This window comes from Synechococcus sp. R55.7 (assembly GCF_047461955.1).
Lineage (GTDB): Bacteria > Cyanobacteriota > Cyanobacteriia > Thermostichales > Thermostichaceae > Thermostichus.
Genome location: NZ_JANSIC010000324.1, coordinates 1 through 1,755, shown reverse-complemented (window position 1 = coordinate 1,755; position 1,755 = coordinate 1). Strand labels below are relative to the sequence as shown.

Genomic DNA, 1,755 nt, shown 5'->3' with positions numbered 1-1,755 from the left:
GGGGTTGGAGCTCTGGCCTTTGTTGCGGTACTTAGGATTGATGGTCAAGGTGCCGGATCCCAAACCCCGCTGCGCCAAGAACTCCAGGTTGCGGCGGCGCATGGTGGTGTCGTAGTCGTTCTTGACGCGATCTTCGAGGATGGCCACCTGCTGCAGCGCGCTCAGCAAGATAGCAGCAGCTTGCTCGGAGGTGTAGCCATTCTGGGAGGCATAGCGCACGGCAAACTCGTCGGCTGCTACCTGGGCCTTCTGGCCCTTCTCCGCTTTGCGCAACAGAAACACCGCTGACGCGGCCAAGCCTGCTGCTAAGCCAACGCCGAGGTTATCTCCCATCTGCAGCTCTACCAAAATGCCCATGCTGCCGGCCCCGATCAAGGCGGGATACAGCAACAACGCCGACCAGTTATCCCCCAAAGCCAGCTCTGTGGCCATCACCGCTTCTCGCAAGAAGTAGATCTTCTGCTGGTCAGGGCTCAGCTTCTGCCAACGGCTGAGGTCAATGGCAAAGCGAGAGTACTTTTGCCAGGGGAAGCGCCACAACGGCTGCACAACCCGAGACTGGTCAGGGGTGCCGATCTCGATCTGCACTTCAGGGCGGATCTCCACTGGGAGAAACTGGATCAGGCGGTCAAAGTCGGAAATGGTATACATGCTGGCACAGTGCGGCTAAGGGAGCGGCTGGAGAGGATTACCCATAGTAAAAGATTCTAGCCTTCCTTGCAGGCCAGCTCCAAGCAAGCTTTTTGCAATAGGGCTGGCGGCAGAGGGACAAGCCTGAGCCTAGATGGAAAGGGGGTATGCCGCGTAACATACTCCCGACCCTGTAGCTAGCTTCCCGCAGGGTTGCTACGCATACAGCGCGGGGCTTCTCGGCGGTTTAGCTAAACCTGAGGTGAGCAATCTATTTGGCGGATTGCCCAAGGGACTGAATTTATCATCCCAGTCAAACCCTTGAGGACCAAGACAGCCGTTATCTTAGTTTGAAGAGGGATCCCTGCTGGGGTGTTTGAGATTGGTCAAATCGTTGAGGCGGCGCAGGATCCCCCATCCCTGTAGGGCCTCCAGCAGGGCTTCCCGCACAACCGCTACCGTCTCTTGGTCGAGGGCCAACCGCAGATAATCCACCGCCAGCCGGGTTTGCTCGGGATCCAGGTGGGACATTAAGCTCTGCAAGCGGCGAACGCCCGCCAGCCGTCGGAAGGGATCGGGAGAAGCAATGTCGCTGAGGTCGCGCTCCAATTGAGACCGTTGCCGCTCTTGTCGGCCCCTGAGCCACTCCCCAAACAGCAGCGACAACAAGGCTAGAGTGGCCAATCCCTGTAGAATGGCACCGGTGGCCAGCCAGCGTTGGGTGGATTCTGCCCAGATGGAGATGAGGGTGTAGGTGCCCAAGGTGGCGGCTGCTCCCGAACCAATTGCCAGCAAAAGCCAGCGATCCGCCTGCCGAAACCAAGCTTGCCACTCCTGCCAGCGGCGGTTGAACTCAGGGCTGCGCACCCCCTGTAGCCCCAACATCACCAAGGTGCCCACCCCCAGAGAGAGCGCCAGCCGCCCATTCCAGAAGGCCAGCCCTGCCAACGCCAAGGCCGACAGAGCCAAAACCCGCCACTGTGGCCCCGATAGGATCCACAGAGCAACTTGGGATCCCGTCTCCACTGCCCCACGCCCCACCCGCTGCAGATATTCTGGCCAGGATCCCTGGCCGGAAGAAGGGCGACCCGATTGATGCTTCACCGATGGCAACTCCCAAAACTC

At 59.7% G+C, this 1,755-nt stretch carries 2 protein-coding genes; both read right to left on the bottom strand.

Going from position 1 to position 1,755, the window contains the following annotated elements; translation table 11 throughout:
- The coding region (locus tag NW820_RS12190) for a DUF3318 domain-containing protein (protein ID WP_414407623.1) at nucleotides 1–651 on the bottom strand (651 nt) is incomplete at its 3' end.
- A gap of 324 nt (nucleotides 652–975) precedes the next feature.
- A partial coding sequence (locus NW820_RS12185) for a hypothetical protein (protein ID WP_414407622.1) occupies nucleotides 976–1,755 on the bottom strand: 780 nt, incomplete at its 5' end.